The sequence below is a fragment of the Pectobacterium versatile genome (genome assembly GCF_003932035.1).
Lineage (GTDB): Bacteria > Pseudomonadota > Gammaproteobacteria > Enterobacterales > Enterobacteriaceae > Pectobacterium > Pectobacterium versatile.
In genome coordinates this window covers 1,241,521-1,261,648 of record NZ_CP034276.1, presented here as the reverse complement: position 1 = coordinate 1,261,648, position 20,128 = coordinate 1,241,521, and the positions used below count along the sequence as shown (strand labels likewise).

The 20,128-nt window shown below is 51.3% G+C and carries 18 protein-coding genes; 12 read left to right on the top strand and 6 right to left on the bottom strand.

Annotated elements, in window-relative coordinates:
• Window positions 1-44: 44 nt before the first annotated feature.
• Entirely contained in the window at window positions 45-938 is an 894-nt protein-coding gene (locus EIP93_RS05755) for a LysR family transcriptional regulator (RefSeq protein ID WP_105879254.1), read from the top strand.
• Here EIP93_RS05755 and EIP93_RS05750 read toward each other — a convergent pair.
• From EIP93_RS05750 to EIP93_RS05735, 4 genes are all read right to left on the bottom strand, one after another.
• On the bottom strand, window positions 935-1,660 hold the full coding sequence (locus tag EIP93_RS05750; protein WP_206428388.1) for a sulfite exporter TauE/SafE family protein: 726 nt from the start codon (window positions 1,658-1,660) through the stop codon (window positions 935-937). The genes EIP93_RS05755 and EIP93_RS05750 overlap by 4 nt on opposite strands.
• 503 nt (window positions 1,661-2,163) lie before the next feature.
• A complete protein-coding gene (gene mltB, locus EIP93_RS05745) occupies window positions 2,164-3,234 on the bottom strand; it encodes a lytic murein transglycosylase B (RefSeq protein WP_125232422.1) in 1,071 nt (356 codons plus the stop codon).
• Window positions 3,235-3,368: 134 nt separating this feature from the next.
• The gene (locus EIP93_RS05740) at window positions 3,369-3,710 is read right to left on the bottom strand and encodes a zinc ribbon domain-containing protein YjdM (protein WP_102119333.1); all 342 of its coding nucleotides are present in this window, start codon (window positions 3,708-3,710) and stop codon (window positions 3,369-3,371) included.
• 120 nt (window positions 3,711-3,830) lie between these two features.
• A complete protein-coding gene (locus EIP93_RS05735) occupies window positions 3,831-5,453 on the bottom strand; it encodes an EAL domain-containing protein (RefSeq protein WP_102119334.1) in 1,623 nt (540 codons plus the stop codon).
• A gap of 326 nt (window positions 5,454-5,779) precedes the next feature.
• On the opposite strand from EIP93_RS05735, the gene fecI reads away from it, so the two are divergent.
• The 10 genes from fecI to EIP93_RS05685 all read left to right on the top strand — a co-directional run bounded on the left by fecI (window position 5,780) and on the right by EIP93_RS05685 (window position 15,460).
• On the top strand, window positions 5,780-6,301 hold the full coding sequence (fecI, locus tag EIP93_RS05730) for a ferric citrate uptake sigma factor FecI (protein WP_109225020.1): 522 nt from the start codon (window positions 5,780-5,782) through the stop codon (window positions 6,299-6,301).
• Window positions 6,298-7,254 carry a ferric citrate uptake sigma factor regulator FecR gene (gene fecR / locus EIP93_RS05725; protein ID WP_125232421.1) on the top strand — a complete coding sequence of 319 codons (957 nt, stop codon included), beginning with the start codon at window positions 6,298-6,300 and terminating at the stop codon, window positions 7,252-7,254. The genes fecI and fecR overlap by 4 nt, the downstream gene beginning before the upstream one ends.
• Before the next feature lie 92 nt (window positions 7,255-7,346).
• Window positions 7,347-9,695 (top strand): TonB-dependent Fe(3+) dicitrate receptor FecA, encoded by a 2,349-nt coding sequence (gene fecA / locus EIP93_RS05720; RefSeq protein WP_125232420.1) that lies wholly within the window; start codon window positions 7,347-7,349, stop codon window positions 9,693-9,695.
• Between the two features lie 71 nt (window positions 9,696-9,766).
• Window positions 9,767-10,681 carry a Fe(3+) dicitrate ABC transporter substrate-binding protein FecB gene (locus tag EIP93_RS05715; RefSeq protein ID WP_103861145.1) on the top strand — a complete coding sequence of 305 codons (915 nt, stop codon included), beginning with the start codon at window positions 9,767-9,769 and terminating at the stop codon, window positions 10,679-10,681.
• Window positions 10,678-11,673 carry an iron-dicitrate ABC transporter permease FecC gene (gene fecC / locus EIP93_RS05710; RefSeq protein ID WP_125232419.1) on the top strand — a complete coding sequence of 332 codons (996 nt, stop codon included), beginning with the start codon at window positions 10,678-10,680 and terminating at the stop codon, window positions 11,671-11,673. Before EIP93_RS05715 ends, fecC begins: the two co-directional genes overlap by 4 nt.
• Window positions 11,673-12,632, top strand: coding sequence for a Fe(3+) dicitrate ABC transporter permease subunit FecD (fecD, locus tag EIP93_RS05705; RefSeq protein ID WP_125232418.1), 960 nt, complete (start codon window positions 11,673-11,675; stop codon window positions 12,630-12,632). Before fecC ends, fecD begins: the two co-directional genes overlap by 1 nt.
• The gene (gene fecE, locus EIP93_RS05700) at window positions 12,633-13,400 is read left to right on the top strand and encodes a Fe(3+) dicitrate ABC transporter ATP-binding protein FecE (RefSeq protein ID WP_125232417.1); all 768 of its coding nucleotides are present in this window, start codon (window positions 12,633-12,635) and stop codon (window positions 13,398-13,400) included.
• A 196-nt stretch (window positions 13,401-13,596) separates the two neighbouring features.
• A complete protein-coding gene (locus tag EIP93_RS05695; RefSeq protein ID WP_103972425.1) occupies window positions 13,597-14,226 on the top strand; it encodes a glutathione S-transferase family protein in 630 nt (209 codons plus the stop codon).
• Window positions 14,227-14,566: 340 nt separating this feature from the next.
• Window positions 14,567-15,046, top strand: a complete 480-nt coding sequence (locus tag EIP93_RS05690) for an Hcp family type VI secretion system effector (RefSeq protein WP_039353631.1) — start codon at window positions 14,567-14,569, stop codon at window positions 15,044-15,046.
• Window positions 15,047-15,118: 72 nt separating this feature from the next.
• Entirely contained in the window at window positions 15,119-15,460 is a 342-nt protein-coding gene (locus EIP93_RS05685) for a hypothetical protein (RefSeq protein ID WP_125232416.1), read from the top strand.
• Window positions 15,461-15,805: 345 nt separating this feature from the next.
• Here the strand turns inward: EIP93_RS05685 and EIP93_RS05675 are convergent, their stop codons facing one another.
• Both EIP93_RS05675 and EIP93_RS05670 read right to left on the bottom strand, forming a co-directional pair.
• Entirely contained in the window at window positions 15,806-16,600 is a 795-nt protein-coding gene (locus EIP93_RS05675; protein WP_107332453.1) for a DUF4225 domain-containing protein, read from the bottom strand.
• Window positions 16,601-16,864: 264 nt separating this feature from the next.
• The gene (locus EIP93_RS05670) at window positions 16,865-17,086 is read right to left on the bottom strand and encodes a hypothetical protein (protein ID WP_125232414.1); all 222 of its coding nucleotides are present in this window, start codon (window positions 17,084-17,086) and stop codon (window positions 16,865-16,867) included.
• 424 nt (window positions 17,087-17,510) lie between these two features.
• Between EIP93_RS05670 and mutS the strand changes: the two genes are divergently transcribed.
• Entirely contained in the window at window positions 17,511-20,075 is a 2,565-nt protein-coding gene (gene mutS, locus EIP93_RS05665; RefSeq protein WP_125232413.1) for a DNA mismatch repair protein MutS, read from the top strand.
• The last annotated feature ends 53 nt before the right edge of the window (window positions 20,076-20,128 follow it).

Here is a 20,128-nt window from a genome sequence, read left to right as displayed (position 1 = left end):
CGACCATAATAGTGGATATCGGCTCCTCCGAGACAGACTCCCCTATGCGATTCGATTTAACCGATCTCCGGCTGTTTCTCAATATTCAGAAAGCAGGCAGTATTACTGGTGGCGCAGCGGCGTCCAGCCTGACGGTGCAGGCTGCCAGTGAGCGAATCCGGGGAATGGAAGATGAACTTGGCGTACCGCTGCTGCTGCGCTCAAAGGCGGGTGTCTCGCTCACCGACGCGGGCTTTTCGCTGGCGCACCATGCCCACATTATCCTGCGTCAGGTCGAACATATGCGCAGCGAATTACACCAGTACAGCAAAGGGCTACGCGGCCATATTCCGCTGCTGTGCAACTCGGCGGCGCTGAATGAATATTTGCCTGCCCTGCTGGGTCGCTATCTGGTGGTCTGCCCGCAGATATCCGTCGCGGTGAATGAAAAACTCAGCCGCGATATCGTCAGCGCTATCCGTAATCAAACTGCCGATCTCGGTATTGTGGCCGATTCCGTGCCGCTCGACGGGCTGGAAACGCGCCCGTTTCGCCGCGACGAGCTGGTCGTTGTAGTTCCCCGAACCAGCATGTGGTCTGACGCACAGCAGCTCACCTTTTCCGCCATTGCCGACGCCGAATTTATCGGGCTTAGCGAAGGTGCGGCCTTGCAGGAACATATCGACGAGCACGCAAGAAGGCTGGGGAAACGCCTGAATTACCGCGTACGCCTTGCCAGCTTCGATGCCGTCACGCAGGTGATTCACAGCGGTATCGGCATTGGCATTCTTCCGCGGCATGCCGCACAGCGCATGATGGAACGGCTGGCAATTCGCACGATCCCACTGTCAGATGACTGGGCGACGCGTAATCTGGTCATCTGCGCCCGCCAGTTTTCCGCGCTGCCCGGCTATGTTCAGGATTTCGTCACTTTTATTGCCGAAGAGAATGCAACTTAAAGCAGCCCGCGCGCAGCCATATACCCGCCCAGCGCCACCAGCCCGATGAAGAAACAGCGCCGGAAAACCGGTTCGCTAATCGCGTGGCGCAGGCGTTGCCCAATCATCATGCCCAGCAGCGCGGGAATCAGCGCCAGCATCGACTGCCAGAGATCGATGCCCTGTAGCCCGATGCCCTGAATCAGCTGTAGCGCCAACCCCAACGTAGAAACGGTAAACGCCAGCCCCAGCGCCTGCACCAGATCGTTTTTATTGAGCCTCAGGCATTGCAGATAAGGCACGGCGGGAATCACGAAGACGCCCGTTGCTGCGGTGATAGCCCCCGTGATGTAACCCACCAGCGGCGACAGCCAGCTCTCATGACGGCCCGGCTGCGGCAACGTTGTCGCCATGATTCCCCACAGGCCGTAAATCACCAAAATGCCGCCGAGTGCCGCGCTCGTCCATGACGATGACGAGGTGAGCGCTGGCAGACCATTCCAGAACGTCCCAATAATGATTCCGGCAAACAGCGTCCAAAACCGTTTAATCAGGCTGAGAAAGGCGGGGCCGCAGGCGAGCTGCCAGATGTTGGTCACCAGCGAAGGAACTATCAAAAGCCCCGCAGCACTGGCGGCGGGCATTACCAGCGTTAACAATCCCATCGCGATCGTCGGTAATCCCAGGCCAATCACGCCTTTCACCACACCAGCCAGCAGGAACACCACCATCATCGTTGTCATTCATCGCCTCGGTTTGCTGCGCCATAGGAAAACCCCTATGCAGGAATAGTCCAATAAGGTAACTGCAGGTGTCTATGCGGATTGTATTGAGGGTGATTCAGGGAAAATTGGAGGCAAAGGGAGGATTAGTAGGAGTGAGATTTCGCATCGCATGCGATGCGGCGACTGCTCATGGGGTTGTCGTTATCTGGCGTAAAAAATTATGCAGCGGTGGGCGTGACCGCCGAGTGAGCGACAGGACGTCGCGAAAGCCAGTGCCGCGTAGGGAACGCGTCACTGGCGGCTCGGTTAGCGGTCACGAATGCCGATGGCACCGCGCAGCGGCATAATTTATGCCAGAAGCCTGGGTTCGCAGGGCGGCGGCGACTGAGCGCCCTGCGTCGGGCGCGTATACGGTATAGCCTATGAATAGCAGCGTTATGGCGCACGAAACTGTCTCTGCGTCTGTATTGAAAATATGACGAAGAGACAGCCTGTAAAGGGAAAACTTAATCGCTCGGGCCTTAGCGCGCGCGGCCTACTGCTTCGCCTAGCTGCCATACAGCCATCGCGTAGTGCGTGCTGTGATTGTAGCGAGTGATGGTGTAGAAGTTCGGCAAACCGTACCAGTATTGATACCCCGTACCGATGTCCAGTCGCAGCAGGCTGACTTCATTGTATCCCGCCAGCGAATGCTGTGGCGTCAGACCCGCAGCCTGTAGTTCCGTGAGCGAGTAGCGGGTATTGAAACCGTTCGGGAGCAGCGGCGCCTGACCGTTTGCCTGCACCGCGACAGGGGCACCTTTCACCCACCCGTGCGCTTTGAAATAATTGGCTACGCTGCCAATCGCATCCACCGGATCCCACAGGTTGGTATGCCCGTTGCCGTCAAAATCCACCGCGTAGTTCTTGAAGGATGACGGCATAAACTGCCCATAGCCCATCGCGCCAGCGTACGAGCCGCGCAAACTGAGCGGATCGTTGCCTTCTTTACGCGCCATCAGCAGGAAGGTTTCCAGCTCGTCCGCAAAGTAATCGGCACGTCGCGGGTAATCAAACGCCAGCGTTGCCAACGCATCAATGATGCGCGTTTTCCCCATCACTCGGCCCCAACGGGTTTCCACGCCAATAATGCCGACAATGATCTCAGGCGGGACGCCGTAAATGTTCTGAGCACGCTGTAGCGCATCCTGATATTGATTCCAGAACGCCACGCCGTTTTGCACGTTGTCTGGCGTAATAAACTGATTGCGATAACGGTTCCAAGATCCGTTAGGCCCTGAAGGCGGGCGCGATGCTGGAGCTTGCTTATCCATCAGACGGATCACCCAATCCAGACTTTTTGCCTGCACCAGCACATCATGCAGTTGCTGGCGATTAAAGCCATGCTCCAGCACCATTTTATCGACAAACCGTGCAGTAGCCGGGTTAGTCGCAAAATCACCGCCTAGCGGATGGACATTGTGTGCGGGTTCAAGCAGGAAACCACCTTTAAAAGGATTACCTGAAGGCGCTTCTGCGGGAGGAGGGGAAGGCTGACTGCTACAGGCCGAGAGCAAAATGAGCAGAGGGAGAAAACGAACCAAATGACGCATCAGATATCCGTATAGCCAGGTAAGAAATCAATACAGGCTATGGTAAAGGATTGTCTGATGTGAAAAAACCAGCCAGAGGTGAAAAAATACAGCGCGCCGACCAGATGGAAGACCAGCGCGCCATCACACGCGAATCAGTTCTTCTTCACAAACTCGGATTTCAGCTTCATCGGGCCAAAACCGTCGATTTTACAGTCAATATTGTGATCGCCTTCCACCAGACGAATCCCCTTCACGCGGGTACCGATTTTCAGCGGCGTCGAACTGCCTTTGACTTTCAGGTCCTTAATGACTGTTACCGTATCGCCGTCCGCCAGCAGATTTCCGTTGGCATCTTTCACCACTAAACCGTCATCCTGCGCTGGTGCATCGCCTGCTGCCGACCACTCATTTCCGCATTCAGGGCAGTTAAGCATATCGCCTTCTTGCCAGGTATATTCAGAACTGCATTTTGGACAATGAGGTAACTGTTGCATGATAAACTCCTGAAAAATTCACAATAAAAAAGTAATAAATATCATTAGGTAACTTCCCTATTTTCGATATTTTACCTTTTTATGCATATTTTTGATAGTAAAGCCGCGTTTATCCTGACTTTACGGCTCATCTGACACCGTTTCGTCTCTTGCCGCCAGAAACGCAATCAATGCTTCTTTCGTTAGCGCTTTGGAATACAGCCAGCCCTGCGCATAAGCGACGCCAAGGCTTTTCAGATAGGCTTCCTGAGCCGGAGTTTCAATCCCTTCGGCAACAATATGCAGATTAAGGCAGTGTGCCATGCTGACAATATGAGACAGCACGATATCGGTCGGTGAATGGTCACTAATATTCCCCACGAAGGACTTGTCGATTTTAAGCTTATTGGCTTTTACCCGCTCAAGATACGACAGCCCAGAATAGCCGGTACCAAAATCATCAATGGCAACATCAATACCTTTTTGTTGATACAACTCCACCATCGGTGCTGCTTTCTGAGGCTCAATCATGGATGATTCGGTTAATTCGACATTAACATTGGCACCATTAAGATCGTATACGGCAACCTGCTCCACGAGATAATTAAAAACAGACATATCCTCAAATTCAGCCGCCTCAAGATTAATAGAGACAAACATGTCAGGGTCACTTTCCTTCAGTACACGGGCCGTTTGTAGCGCCTGATTAATGACGAACAAGGTTAACTCTTTCATCAACCCAACCTGACGAATCATGGGAATAAAAGAGTCTGGCGTAATCAAATGACCGTCCGAATGACGCCAGCGAATCAGCGCTTCACACCCCACGACCTGCGCAGTATCCAATTTAATAATCGGCTGATAATGCAATTCAAACTCTTTTTGCCTCAGCGCCTGATTGAGAACATAGCGTGGACTTTGAATTACCAGAAATTTTCTGGAGATAACCTCTGATAGCAGCAGGGAAATTAGCATGAAAATGGGCAAGGAAGAGAAAAAAATCGTTAAGTAAAATAAAAAATCCGCAGATTTATCTGCCATAACCACCAAAGTAAAATCGCTATCCAGCAGTGGTTTCAGGACATAATATTTATCGTCAATATAAAATCTATCGGGGTTATTTCCCCCTGAAGTCAAACGTGAATAAATATGGCTACTCATCGAGTCCGATAGAATAACCCGACCATCCAGCTTATTTTTCGCCAGTAATGCATATTTGATATTATAGCTGTAGGAAGGAACATCCAGAAATGAACGTGGATTCAACACCACAAGATGACGCGTAGTACCAACATAAATCATCGGCTTATCTTTATTCAGCGGACTGTCGACTTTATACCAGATGTCATAGATGCCTTTATAACGGCAATCAGGCTCTGGAAGAAACATTGTATTAATGTCATTCAGCATTGAAGAACAGCGAAGCCGATTTCCATCGATATAGACCACATCCTGAATATAATCATTGTCGTAAGCAATTTTACGCAATAAATCCAGATGCGAATTATCACAATAAGGTGGATAGCTTTTTTCTAAAATATCGAGTGCAGATGTCGCCTGCAAGATTATTTTTTCAGCATGTTCAATGGTGACCTTAGAAAAATCATCCACTTCTCCTTCAAACTGTCTGAGCGAAAATGTCGAATAAACCGCAAGCACCAACGCAAAAAGCACAACCAACGTAAAAAACAGGCTGGAGGGTAATAAGAAAAAATTTTTCTTAAAATAGAGCGTTTGAAAATAGGCTAGCAGGCTTTTTTTCATAGGAGCGACGCATCATCATTATGAGAAATCCAACATAGCACACAACCCTTCCCGACAATGTAGCACTACCTCAAATAATTCTGATTTTAAGATGCCAGTAACCGTCGGATTCTGCGGCGCCTCTCAGCCAGAGGCTGACATCACTATTTGCTTTTCTATTTGCTTTCTTATTTTCTTTCCTATTTACCTTAAAAAACAGCCAGTTGCTATCCATCACTTTTTCTTATCACTATCGCATTGTGATTTAATTGTAATGAGAACCATTATCATATTAACATAACGCCCTATTATTGACTGTCGATACATTTTTTCTATCTCTGCCCATGATATCTGACCACGCCACTCCCTCTGCTGAACTGACGCTTGAATCACTCTATGGTTCGCATCACAGCTGGCTGAAGCATTGGCTAACGGGCAAGCTCCAATCCTCTTTTGACGCCGATGATATTGCTCAGGACACCTTCCTGCGCGTGATGAACGGCGGGTCGCTGACCGCAATCCGCGACCCTAAATCGTTTCTGTGTACCGTTGCCAAGCGCGTGATGGTCGATCTCTTCCGCCGCAATGCGCTGGAGAAAGCCTATCTGGACAGGTTGGCGCAGTTGCCAGAAGCGCTTGTCCCCTCACCAGAAACCCAGCAACAACAGCTTGAGACGCTCCAACAGTTGGATCTCATGCTCGATGGACTAGGCCACAAAGCACGGCAGGCGTTTCTGCTTTCCCAGCTTGATGGCATGGCCTACGGTGAGATCGCCACACGGCTGAATGTCTCCGTCAGCTCCGTCAAAAAATACGTTGCCAAAGCCACGGAGCATTGCCTGCTGTTCCGTCTGGAGCATGGGCTGTGAGCCTCCCGCTGACCGATTCTCAGCGTCAGGCCCTGCGCTCCGCCTCGCATTGGTATGCGGTGCTAAGCGACGAACACGTGAGCCCCCAGCAAACCGAGAAATGGCAGCAGTGGTATGAGAAAAATCGGGATCACCAGTGGGCCTGGTCGCAGGTAGAAAACCTGCGCAGCCAGATGAACGTCGTGCCTGGCAACGTCGCCCACCGCGCCCTTCAGGATACGCAGCTTACCCGTCGCAGAGTGATGAAAGGTCTGTTACTGCTGTTAGGCGTGGGCGGCGGGTGGCAGCTTTGGCGTTCCGATACCGGAACAGGCCTCCGGGCCGACTACACCACGGCTAAAGGCGCAATCCGCCAGCAGCGTCTGGAAGACGGAACGCTGCTTTCGCTGAACACCGACAGCGCCGTCGATGTTCGCTTCGATCCACAGCAGCGGCGCATTCACCTCTGGTACGGCGAAATCGCGATTACCACCGGACAGGATGCCAGCAGTCGCCCTTTCTACGTGCAAACGCGACACGGGAAATTGACCGCACTCGGCACTGAATTTACGGTACGTCAGGAAGCCGACAGCACGCTACTGAGCGTGCAACACCATGCGGTGAAAGTCGTACTGGCAGAAGATCCGATCCAAGAGCGCATCGTGCGGCAGGGCGAAAACCTGCGCTTCAGCGCGCGGGAACTGGGTGAAATCCAATCCGCAGAGGAGGAAGACAGCAACTGGGCGCAGGGCATTCTCAGTTTCAGCAATAAGCCGCTCGGCGACGTGATAGCGACACTATCGCGCTACCGTCATGGCGTGCTGCGCTGTAGCCCGGAGGTCGCGACGCTCCGGTTAAGCGGCACCTTCCCGCTGAAAAATACCAATACGGTGTTACAGGTCATCGAGAAAACGCTTCCCGTTAAGATTCAGTATATTACCCGTTACTGGGTCAACATCCTTCCCGCAAACTAAACGATAACGAAAAAAATTATCATTCTTGATTGTCCTTTTTCTCCCTCTCGTTCGACTTAGGTGTATAGAACAAAAATGATGATGGAGATGTTATGACGCTCTTACGCGCCTTTCGTAAAGCAACCCCTTTAGCCTTAGCGATACAGCTCAGCCTGCTGTCGACAGTCGGTATCACGACAGGGGTGGCCTACGCAGCAGTGACCCCCGCCACCGTACGCTACGATATTGCGGCTGGCGAGTTAGACAAAGCGCTCAACCACTATGCCGTCCGCAGCGGGATTACGCTGTCGGTCGATGCCAGCCTGACGCAGGGAAAGCGCAGCAACGGCCTGCACGGCGACTACACCGTTGACGGCGGCCTGAAAGCCCTGCTTGCGGGTAGCGGTCTGCAACTGAAAGCGCTAGGCGATAACGCCTGGACGCTGGAACCGATTCCGGCAGCAGCGGAAGAAACGCTGACGGTTGTCGGCGACTGGCTGGGTGAAGCACGTGAAAATGACGTCTTTGAACACGCCGGCGCGCGCGATGTGATCCGCCGTGAGGACTTCGCCAAGACCGGTGCCACCACAATGCGCGATGTCTTAAACCGTATACCGGGCGTGTATGCGCCGGAGAATAACGGTACGGGTAGCCACGATCTGGCCATGAACTTTGGTATTCGCGGTCTCAGTCCGCGTCTGGCCAGCCGCTCCACCGTGTTGATGGACGGCATTCCAGTACCTTTTGCTCCCTATGGTCAGCCACAGCTTTCCCTCGCGCCCATTTCGCTTGGCAATATGGACGCCATTGATGTCGTGCGCGGCGGCGGCGCCGTGCGCTACGGACCACAAAGCGTCGGCGGCGTGGTGAACTTCGTCACCCGGGCGATCCCGAAAGAGTTTGGCATTAGCGCTGGTGTAGAGGGTCAACACAGCCCGACGTCCTCACAGCACAACCCAAAAGAAACGCACAACCTGCTGGTTGGCGGCACGGCGGATAACGGTTTTGGCTCGGCGCTGCTCTATTCCGGCACGCGCGGCAGCGACTGGCGCGAGCACAGCGCGACGCGCATTGACGACGTGATGCTGAAAAGCCGCTACGCGCCGAACGACGTACACACGTTTAACAGCCTGCTGCAATATTATGATGGCAGCGCCGATATGCCAGGCGGCCTGTCGCGTGCCGATTACAATGCTGACCGCTGGCAGTCAACGCGCCCATACGATCGTTTCTGGGGACGCCGTCAACTTGCCAGTCTGGGCTACCAATATCAGCCGGATCAGCAGCATAAATTCAACATTCAGGGCTTCTACACGCGCACGTTGCGCAGCGGCTATCTGGAACAGAACTCAATCATCACCCTGTCGCCACGCGAATATTGGGTACGCGGCATCGAACCCCGCTACAGCCAAAGTTTTACCCTCGGTTCTTCCGCTCATGAAGTGGGCGTTGGCTACCGTTATGTCAGCGAATCCACCCATGAGGTGCGCTACTTCACCAGCACCGCCAGCAAGACGTTGCCAAGCGCCAACAGCCCTATCGATCGCGAAACCCGCGCGGGTACAGAAGCGCACGCTTGGTACATCGACGACCGCGTTGATATTGGCAATTGGACGATTACACCGGGAATGCGCTTTGAGCACATCAAATCCCATCAGGACAACACGCTGAAAGGCACAGGCGAAGCGGTCAGCTACAACGCGCCGCTGCCGGCCTTGAACGTGCTCTATCACGTCAACGAGAGCTGGAATCTTTATGCAAACACCGAAGGATCATTCGGCACCGTACAGTACAGCCGAATTGGCAAGGCTGCTAAAAGCGGCAAAGTGGAACCAGAAAAAGCGCGAACCTGGGAAGTCGGCACCCGTTACGACGACGGTGCGCTGACGGCAGAAATGGGCGTCTTTCTGGTTAACTTTAATAACCAGTACGACTCCAACCAGACTAACGATACCGTCACCACCCGCGGCAAAACCCGCCATTCCGGACTGGAAACGCAGGCTCGCTATAACCTCGCCGACCTGTCACCTCGCTTAGATACAGTGTCGGTTTATGCGCGCTATGCCTATGTGAATGCGGAAATTCGTGAAGTGGGCAACACCTACGGTAATCAGGTGCCCTTCTCTTCAAAACACCGTGGCGGATTCGGCGTCGATTACCAACCGGGCAACTGGACGTTCAACCTGAACAGTGAGTTCCAGTCCAGCCAGTTTGCCAATAACGCCAACACCGTTGCCGAAAGCGCCGATGGCAGTGCCGGACGTATCCCCGGCTTTATGCTGTGGGGCGCTCGTGCGGCCTACGACTTCGGCCCGCAGTTCTCTGACCTCAATCTGGCATTTGGTGTGAAAAACCTGTTCGACCACGATTACTACACGCGCTCGAACAGCGATGACAACAACAAAGGCATTTACGCCGGCCAACCCCGCACCTTCTACATGCAGGGCTCGCTGAAATTCTGATTGTCACGTTATCACTCGCCGGGCACCTGCTCGGCCTGACTAACAATCATGACCTCTAACGGAGTTACACTATGTTTGCTCTACTTCGCGTCGCACTAATTACCACGCTTTGTCTGTTCGGACTAGGCCGCGCCAATGCCGTCACGGTGCAGGATGAACAGGGTTCCTTTACGCTCGACACGCCACCGCAGCGCATTGTGGTGCTGGAACTCTCTTTTGCCGATGCGCTGGCCGCGATAGACGTCAGCCCGGTCGGCATCGCCGATGACAACGATCCAGACCGGATCCTGTCAGAAGTCCGTGAACACCTTAAACCCTGGCACTCTGTGGGAACGCGCGCGCAGCCGAGTCTGGAAGCCATCAGCGCACTGAAGCCTGATTTGATTATCGCCGACAGCAGTCGCCATAGCGGCATTTACACAGCGCTGAAGGCCATCGCACCGGTCCTGCTGCTGAAATCACGCAACGAAACCTATGAAGAAAACCTGCATTCGGCGGAGATCATTGGCAAGGTGTTAGGGAAAGAAAATGCCATGCAGGCTCGTCTGTCCCAGCATCGCGAGACAATGAAAGCCTACGCCGACCAGTTCCCCAAGGGCACGAGCGTCGCCTTCGGTACCTCGCGCGAGCAGCAGTTTAACCTGTACTCCAGCGATGCCTACACTGGCAGCGTGCTGGCCGCCCTCGGTCTGAGCGTCCCGAAACCCATTAACAATGCCCCTATGGCGTCTATCAATCTGGAACAACTGCTGGCGATTAACCCACAGTGGCTGATTGTGACGCACTATCGCGAAGAAAGTATTGTGAAGCGCTGGCAGCAGGATACGCTCTGGAACCTGCTGGAAGCACAGCAAAAACAGCAGATTGCCGCCGTTGACAGCAACGCCTGGGCGCGGATGCGCGGCATCTTTGCCGCAGAACGCATCGGCAGCGATACGGTGAAGATTTTTAAGCATCAGCCCGTTAGCGTCAGCAGCGAGCAATGAGGCTAGGTTTCCACCCGTTATGGCGTTGGGGATTACCAATAGCGGCACTGCTGAGCGTGTTCTGGCTCAGCCTGTTCTGTTATTCCGCGATCCCCATTCCCGCCTTGAGTGCCGTCAAGGCACTGATTACGGGATCGCCCTCTTCACTACCGGAAGCGCTGGTGCTAAACCTGCGTCTGCCCCGCAGTCTGGTTGCCGTCCTGATCGGCGCCAGTCTGGCGCTGTCCGGCGCTTTGCTCCAGACCCTGACCCATAATCCGCTGGCTTCCCCTTCCCTGCTCGGCATCAACAGCGGTGCAGCGCTAGCGATGGCGCTGACCAGCGCATTCAGTTCTTCACTCTCCGGTTATCCCATCGCTTTTGTTGCTGCTATCGGCGGCGGCCTGTGCTGGCTGATGGTGATGGCGGCGGGCGGCGGCGGGCGACAAACGCTAGATCGTAATCGGCTGATTCTGGCGGGCGTTGCGCTTTCAGCCCTGTGCATGGCGTTAACCCGCATCACGTTGCTGCTGGCGGAAGATCACGCCTATGGCATTTTTTACTGGCTGGCGGGCGGCGTATCGCACGCACGCTGGGTGGAATTCTGGCAACTCTTCCCGTTTGTCATCATCGTCACCCCCGCTGTTCTGCTGATGGCGAACCAGCTTAATCTCTTGAATATCGGTGACGTAAGCGCCCATACGCTGGGCGTCAACTTAGGTCGTTTGCGCGTGATCCTCAATCTGGCGGTGCTGATTCTGGTCGGTGCCTGCGTGAGCGTTGCCGGTCCGGTAGCATTTATCGGCCTGTTAATTCCGCATCTGGCGCGTTTCTGGATCGGTTACGACCAGAGAAAGGTGCTCCCCATGAGCATGCTGATGGGCGCGGCGTTGATGTTACTGGCCGATCTGCTTGCCCGCGCACTCGCCTGGCCGGGCGAGCTGCCTGCCGGCGCGGTGCTGGCCCTGATCGGCGCCCCCTGTTTCGTGTGGCTGGCAAGGAGGCGAGGATAATGCGCCCCGTTATTGTGTTTATTTCGATTACGCTGCTACTACTCGCCACCAGCATTCTGTCGCTGCGCATGGGTGCGATTCCTCTGCCGTGGTCGGCGTTGATGAGCGGCTGGCACAGCACCAGCGAGCATCATTATGTCCTGACGCAATACCGCTTGCCGCGCGTACTGCTGGCGCTGTTCGTCGGCGCAGCGCTGGCGATTTCCGGCGTGCTGGTGCAGGGGATTGTGCGTAACCCGCTGGCCTCGCCGGATATTCTCGGCGTGAACCACGCGGCGAGTCTGGTGACCGTTAGCACGCTGATGTTGGTGCCCGCACTGCCCGTGATCTGGCTACCGCTGCTCGCGTTTATCGGCGGCATCGCCGGACTGCTGCTGCTGAGATTTATCTCAGGCGCGTCATCCCCGATGCGGCTGGCACTCATCGGCGTCGCGCTATCAGCCACCTGGGCAAGCGTCACTGACTACCTGATTCTCTCCCGCCCGCAGGATATCAACAACGCACTGCTGTGGCTGACGGGTAGCCTGTGGGGACGCGACTGGTCATTCGTTATGGTCGCGCTGCCCGTCTTCTGCGTATTGATCCCGCTCAGCCTGCGTTTTTGCCGCGATCTCGATTTGTTAGCACTGGGCGATGACCGCGCCAGTACGCTGGGCGTTAATATCGGGCACATTCAGTTCTGGGGATTGGCGCTCGCCGTGGCACTCGCCGCAACCAGCGTGGCGGTGTGCGGGCCTATCGGCTTTATCAGCCTTGTCGTACCGCATCTGATCCGCTACCTAGTGGGAGGCCGGCATCGCTGGCTCCTTCCTGCTTCTGCCGTTGCCGGTGCGCTGGTACTGCTGCTTGCCGATCTGCTGGCACGCACGCTAAATCCGCCGATGGAATTACCCGCAGGGGTGCTCACCGCCATTATCGGTGCACCTTGGTTTTTTTGGCTTCTTGTGAGAATGCGCTAAATGGAACTGACAACACAAAACCTGACGGCGGGCTATGGCGACAAGCGTATTCTTGATGGCTTGTCACTTTCACTGCCTGCGGGAAAAATTACCGCCCTGCTCGGCCCCAACGGCTGTGGTAAATCCACGTTACTGAAGTGTTTCGCCAAGCTACTTATCCCAGAATCCGGCACTATTCAGCTCAACGGTAAGTCGCTCTCTACATTTTCTGCGCGCCAGCTCTCGCGCCATCTGGCGCTGTTACCGCAGCAGCATTTGACACCAGAGGGGATCACCGTGCGTGACATGGTGGCCTACGGGCGCAGCCCTTGGCTATCGCTGTGGGGACGGTTATCACCGGACGATCGCCAGCGCGTGCAGCTCGCAATGGAGAAAACGCACATCGTCGACCTCGCCGACAAACGGCTAACCGATTTGTCCGGTGGACAACGCCAGCGGGCGTTTCTGGCGATGCTGCTGGCGCAAGATACGCCCGTTGTCCTGCTCGATGAGCCGACAACCTATCTCGATATCAACCATCAGGTCGAGTTAATGAAACTGCTGCGCGAACTGAATCAGGCCGGCAAAACGGTGGTGACTGTTCTGCACGATCTGAATCAGGCCAGCCGCTACTGCGATCATCTGGTGATGCTGGCCGATGGACGCGTGATGGCACAGGGCTCGCCACACGAAGTTATGAAACCAGAATTACTACAACGGGTATTCAGCATCGATGCAGAGATCCATGCCGAGCCAGTCTCAGGCCAGCCGATGTGCGTGGTGCGATGAGTGCGGGTCATGTTTTTTATCCAACATCCGTGGGCATAACCACCTCATAAAAATATTTATGCCCCCTCAAAAATAGCCTTGTTAGCCGTGAGCCAGCATAACCGCTACTCTGCCTGTGTGACATGGGATCAATACGCGTAATGGAAACAACATCATAGCGATTAGCTCAAACCATTAGGATTTAAGGAAGCGTGATATGGGATTAAAATTGCATCATCTTAACGATTCGCGGTCTGTTCGTATCCTCTGGTTGCTTGAGGAAGCGGGGATACCCTATGAACTAGTCAGATACCAGAGGGATGAAAAAACGCATTTAGCACCAGCATCACTGAAAGCGATACATCCTTTAGGTAAATCGCCGTTGATTGAAGAGGATGGAAAAATCATCGCCGAATCCGGTGCGATTGTTGAATACCTGATCAATCGCTACGCAAGACACTTAGCCCCAGATGCAGACGAAGCCGAATATATTGATTATCTGCAATGGATACACTTTGCGGAAAGCTCCGCCATGCTCCCGGTTTTATTGAAGATCTTTGGCGAGTTTGAAAAGAATACCGGCACCACATTAAATTTCCTCGAAGGTTACGCTGACAACGAATTCGAGAAAGTTTTTTCATTTTTAGACGACTCATTATCTTCAAGAGAATTTATCGTGGGCGATACATTGACCGGCGCAGATATTATGCTGGGCTTTGTTATCAATATCGTCGTGGAGAAACTCGTTCCCAGTGAGCGTTTCCCGAATATTCAGCGCTATTCACAGCGGCTGAAAAACCTGCCTAGCTGGCAAAAAGCTCAGGCCATTGAATCACGCGTAGAATAAATACTCAGTGCGAGGCATCGCTTATTTAATGATAGACTTGCGAGCCGCCTCGCGCACCCAGACTACTGTGGGAAACCGGCCCCACTTATCTTTTTCACACTGACAAATCAGCCCAAAATCAATATAAAGAGTGGTATAGTCCCCCTGTCCTCCTCTCATCATCATTAGTTTAATTAAAAATAATTAGCATATTAATCACTTAAAGAATCAAGCATAATAAGTGATATACATCATACGATAACCGCTATTGACTCGTTGACTAAAAAATGCAGAAATTACCCTTCCCATAAGGAAAAAGGATTTATGGGGCAGGATTATGGACAACATTAAGGAGTGAATAATGGCAAATTTGATCTATCTGAAACTCACCGGCATCAAACAAGGTCTAATCTCTGCGGGCTGTTCAAGTGCAGACTCGATTGGCAACAAGTATCAGATCGCTCATGAAGATGAGATTTTTGTTTATGAGTTAATGAATAGAATAACTCGACAGGATAATGTTGCTCTCAACCCCGTAGAAATAAGAAAACCGATAGATAAAGCCACCCCACTTATTGCCCAGGCATTAGGCGATAACGAAAAACTAACCTGTGAATTTCTGTTTTACAGAACATCACAATCCGGTGGCAACGAACTCTATTTTAAAATGGTGCTGAGAGACGCTATTATCAACGACATTCAGTTTTTCTATCCTAACTCATTGACACACAATGAAACTCAACCACAGGAAAGCATTTCGTTCAAATTTGCATCAATCGAATGGGAGCATGTGGTAGCAAGAACCAGTTCTTTCCTCTTATGGACTGATTCGACTTATTAAATAAAGAACTGATGGGCGATAGTGTTAAAATGTCTCTACGCCCTATCAAACACAATAAAATCGGGATAAAAAATGAATGATCAGGAAATGGAAAAAGAACTTTTAGAGAATGGTTTCTCTCAGAAAGATATTAACTTCATGAGAAAAATAATCTCTCGTGGTGAGGATAGTGAAGAGACACTACAAAACCTGACTCATACATTACGAGCACGGTTTTATAACGGGTGTTTTTTGTTTATTGTTATAACCTCTGTATTTACCATTAATTTTATTTTTAATACACCGGATGATTTAATTGAGTTTTTTGTTTATTTTTTTGTCATGATGCTTTCTATTTTTTTAGTTTATCACATAGGGCCAATGAAGTTGGCGTATAAATCATATAGGCTAATAAAATCGAAAAAATATGAATAACAAAGAGATAGAAAAAGAGCTCTTAGAAAATGGTTTCACTCAGGGTGATATTAACTTCATGAGAAAAATAATCTCTCGTGGTGAAAATAGTGAAGAGACATTATTGATGTTAACGCAAACGTTAAAAAGCAGATTTCACACCGGATGTTTTTTATGCGCCGTTATAATCACTATACTTATAGCAACCCTAATTATAAAAAATGACATTATTGTCATCTCGGTATATTTTTCATTCACACTTATTTTTGTTTTCCTCGTCTATTACATTATCCCAATGAACTTAGCATATAAATCATATTCCTACCTAAAGAGAAAAAGTAAGATGGGCTGATCCAGCCCATTAGACTAAAGAGAATCATCTTTATATATGTCAGACATTATCCGTATCTTATTTCCAGCCCCAATCATCTTCAACATAAGCGACGCTCTGCTCATCGTATTTATTTTTCTATAATAATCGCTGGGGATATATCGAAAAAGCCGCCAGGCATCAGGTTTTAGTGTTAATTTTACGATACCATAGAATGAAGTGACAAGATCGACTGAATGGTAAGCTAACAAACCTGATTTTTTATCAAACCCCAGAAATTCTGCTGTACGTATATAGCCAGACTTCATAAATCCTACTGAATCCTCACGTCCAATAAGATGAAAAATATTCTCACTAAGTGAGCTAGCTCCATTTAGAGCGATATGTGCCCCAATAAATCGACCTAAATAACCAGTCGCGGCATAAGCAATTCCCACTCCAGAAACAACCTGAGCACCACCAACAATAACACCAATTGCATTTATTGTGTAACCAATCTCCTTCTCTCTTTTCTCCATATTGATGGTAATAAACACCTTGGCTTTTTCAAGAGAAAGCATTGTTCCCTGTTTTTCAATATTGGCACATTCTTCCTTGATGTTATTAATAGCAACCTGACATTCCGATGAACTACTGGCATTTCTAACGATGTCCAGATTTCCATTAGAAAAACGCCGAATTTCATCCTCAAATTTTGCTTTAAGAAAAAGATCGTTAATATGGCGGGATGATACAATTCTGGCAGTTTTCATTAGATCAAACGCGGCGGCCTGAGCCATAGCCAAAAAATATTGATTATTAACACTATTTTTATTTAGGTAGTTATCCATTATTTTTCATCCTTGATATTAAAAACATTAACACAAAAAATATAATTTATAGAACTTTATGTGTAAAAAAATAACAGTAAGTGATAAAGAAAGGGTTCAGAATTATTTAAAAGAGAATTAATCTTAATCGTATTAATTTTACAATCGTGATTATTCGTATATTATAAAAATTACTTTCAACCTTTAATACGCACAAAAAAAATTATAGAAAAAAGAATAAAAAACACTGTTATACTTGCAACCACATTCCCATTTTTATAAAAATCATAAATAGAAAAAAAATAGACTCATGAAGACAGGAAGATACATTGCTTTCCAGCATAAACGAGTAACGATAAAAACATAGTCTGTAAAGGATTCAGTTTTCTTCGTTGGGGTATTAAATTTAAAACCATCGCTTTTGACATAGACATAATTATTTTTCAGGCGAAGTAGCTCCCTGACCGTCAGCCCTGATTTTAAGAGTAGTGCTCTTTTATCCATCATCCATTCCTTTGGTTGGTTGTTCTTTTACTACAGCAATCTTACCCTATGAATGATTGCGGCATTAGGCAAAAATGTCACCCATTATAAGCTCAACAACATTGATTGCTTCCCGATTGTACTCAATCTTTGTTCTATTGATCTTATACCTCTTCATGGCAAACTTGCGAGCCGCCTCGCGCGTTCGAGCAATAGTGGAAAAATCGGATACGCATCCCTGTCTCAGTCTGGTAACGTCGCTCTGACGTCAAATCGCAGCCATCAATGGTAAGATAGCGCACTCGCAGGTGATGTTTTTCATCTGCCAGCCAGTATACTTCTGGCATTCCATTTCAATGCTCAGGTGACGCGCCATCAGTAAGGTTTGCCATCAAACCCAGCGCCATCACCTGAACGAACAAAAGCGTTAAGACTGAGTAAAATCAATATGAAAGATTCTACCGACAAGGATTTCACTGCCCACACCCCAATGATGCAGCAGTACTTTAGGTTAAAGGCTGAACATCCGGAAATCCTGCTGTTTTACCGCATGGGCGATTTTTACGAGCTGTTCTATGACGATGCCAAGCGGGCTTCTCAACTGCTGGATATTTCGCTGACGAAGCGCGGTGCCTCCGCAGGTGAACCGATACCGATGGCTGGCGTTCCTCATCATGCCGTTGAAAACTACCTTGCCAGACTGGTGCAAATGGGCGAATCCGTCGCGATCTGCGAACAGATTGGCGATCCAGCCACCAGCAAAGGTCCGGTAGAACGCAAAGTTGTCCGTATCGTCACGCCGGGAACCATCAGCGACGAAGCGCTATTGCAGGAAAAGCAGGATAACCTGCTGGCAGCGATATGGCAGGACGGTCGGGGATTCGGTTATGCCACTCTGGACATCAGCTCTGGACGCTTTCGCGTCAGTGAACCCGCCGACCGGGAAACCATGGCGGCCGAATTGCAGCGCACTAACCCAGCGGAATTACTCTACCCTGAATCCTTTGAGTCCATGGATTTGATAGAAACTCGCCATGGGCTTCGTCGTCGTCCGCTGTGGGAATTTGAACCTGATACGGCACGCCAGCAGCTCAATCTGCAATTTGGTACCCGCGATTTGACCGGCTTTGGCGTAGAGCAGGCGAAGCTTGCGCTACGGGCAGCCGGATGCCTGCTGCAATACGCGAAAGACACCCAGCGCACCTCGCTGCCGCATATTCGCGGCATTACGATGGAACGCCAGCAAGACGGCATCATCATGGATGCAGCCACCCGCCGTAACCTTGAACTAACGCAAAATCTGTCCGGCGGGGTGGAAAATACGCTGGCCGCTGTGCTGGACTGCACCGTGACGGCAATGGGTAGCCGAATGCTGAAGCGCTGGATTCACATGCCCAGCCGCGATATTGAGGCGCTCAAACAGCGTCAGCAGGCTATCAGCGCATTGCAGGACATCACATCAGACCTGCAACCCTCTCTGCGACAGGTCGGCGATCTGGAGCGTATTCTGGCGCGACTCGCATTGCGCACGGCACGCCCGCGCGATCTGGCACGTATGCGCCATGCGTTCCAACAGTTCCCTGATATTCGTGAACAGCTTGCGCCGCTGGATACCGATTCCGTTCGTCGTCTGGTCAGCCTGATTGGGCAATTTGATGAGCTACGTGATTTATTGGAACGCGCGGTTGTCGAAGCACCGCCCGTGCTGGTACGTGACGGCGGCGTTATCGCACCGGGCTACCATGCAGAGCTGGATGAGTGGCGCGCGCTGGCTGACGGTGCCAGCGATTATCTGGACCGTCTGGAAATTCGTGAACGTGAAAAGCTGGGGCTTGATACGCTGAAAGTCGGCTTCAACGGCGTGCACGGTTATTACATTCAGGTCAGCCGTGGTCAAAGTCATCTGGTGCCGATTCATTATGTACGCCGCCAGACGCTGAAAAATGCCGAACGCTATATCATTCCCGAGCTAAAAGAGTACGAGGACAAGGTTCTGACCTCGAAGGGCAAAGCGCTGGCGCTGGAAAAAGCGCTCTACGATGAGCTTTTCGATCTGCTGCTGCCTCATCTAGCCGAGCTTCAGCAAAGTGCAGCCGCGCTGGCCGAACTGGATGTTCTGACGAATCTGGCCGAACGCGCCGATACGCTGAATTACGTCTGCCCGACGCTGAGTGATAAGCCCGGCATCAAAATCACGGGCGGTCGTCACCCTGTCGTCGAACAGGTGCTTCGTGAACCGTTTATCTCTAACCCTCTGTCGCTGGCACCACAGCGTCGCATGCTGATTATCACCGGCCCCAACATGGGCGGTAAAAGTACTTATATGCGCCAGGCCGCACTGATTGTGCTGATGGCGCACATCGGCTGCTTTGTACCTGCGGATCAGGCAGTCATTGGCCCCGTCGATCGTATTTTCACTCGTGTGGGAGCCGCGGACGATCTGGCCTCTGGCCGCTCTACCTTCATGGTGGAAATGACAGAAACGGCGAATATTCTGCACAATGCCACGGAAAACAGTCTGGTATTGATGGACGAAATCGGCCGCGGAACCTCAACCTATGACGGCCTGTCGCTAGCATGGGCCTGTGCCGAAAATCTGGCGAACCGCATCAAAGCGATGACGCTGTTTGCAACGCACTACTTTGAACTGACCACTCTGCCGGAAAAAATGGAAGGCGTAGTGAATGTGCATTTAGATGCGCGCGAACACGGCGATACCATCGCCTTCATGCACAGCGTACAAGATGGCGCAGCCAGTAAAAGTTATGGCCTTGCCGTCGCCGCGCTGGCCGGTGTCCCGAAAGAAGTGATTAAGCGCGCGCGCCAGAAGCTGAAAGAGCTGGAAACGTTATCGAATAATGCGTCATCCAGCCATATCGATGGCGCGCAGTTGGCGCTGCTGAGCAATGATGAGCCATCACCGGCGATTGAAGCGCTGGAAGCCATCGATCCTGATGCGCTCACCCCACGTCAGGCGCTGGACTGGCTGTATCAGCTAAAGAAAATGCTCTAACGTGTAATGATGGATGTAAAAAAGGCACTGAAATCAGTGCCTTTTCTTTTTAA